This is a genomic window from Vibrio sp. Y176, from assembly GCF_033438945.1.
This window is the reverse complement of record NZ_JAWOQS010000461.1, coordinates 1-733: the sequence shown is the minus strand read 5'-3', so window position 1 is coordinate 733 and position 733 is coordinate 1. Positions and strand designations below refer to the sequence as shown.

1 protein-coding gene is annotated in these 733 nt (G+C 46.9%); it reads left to right on the top strand.

Annotation, left to right across the window (positions count from 1 at the left end):
- A partial coding sequence (gene queG, locus R7O13_RS26695) for a tRNA epoxyqueuosine(34) reductase QueG (RefSeq protein WP_318305188.1) occupies positions 1–733 on the top strand: 733 nt, incomplete at both ends.

Below are 733 nucleotides of genomic sequence, written 5' to 3'. Positions count from 1 at the left end.
TGGACTACCTACCGCCAGAAGCGCAATTTGCTTCAAATCTCGCGAATAAAAATCATGCTTATATTAGCCGCTATGCGCTAGGGCGTGATTACCATAAGCTGGTCAGAAAGCAGCTCAACAAGTTGGGTAAGCTCATAGAAGAAGAAGTGGGTCAGTTTGGTTATCGCCCTTTTGTCGACTCTGCGCCAATACTTGAGCGCCCTTTAGCCCAAAAGGCCGGATTGGGTTGGACAGGTAAACACTCACTGATCTTAGATAAAGAGTGTGGTTCTTGGTTCTTCCTTGGTGAACTGCTGATTGACCTACCTTTGCCAGTCGATACTCCAAGTGTCGACCAATGCGAAAAATGCCGAGCGTGTATTACGTCATGCCCGACTCAAGCCATTGTAGAAGATAAAGTTGTCGATGCGAGACGCTGTATCTCTTATCTCACGATAGAGTTTGATGGTGTCATCCCTGAAGAATTCCGCAAACCGATGGGTAACCGCATCTACGGCTGTGATGACTGCCAACTCGTCTGCCCATGGAACCGCTATGCAGACGTAACCGAACAAGAAGATTTCCATCGCAGGGAAAGCTTTCACAATCCAGACTTAGTTGAATTATTCCAATGGGACGAGGCGACGTTCTTAAAAAATATGGAAGGTTCTGCTATCCGTCGTATCGGTCACGAACAATGGCTACGTAATATATCTGTCGCACTTGGTAATGCAGAATACAGCCAACGGGTGAC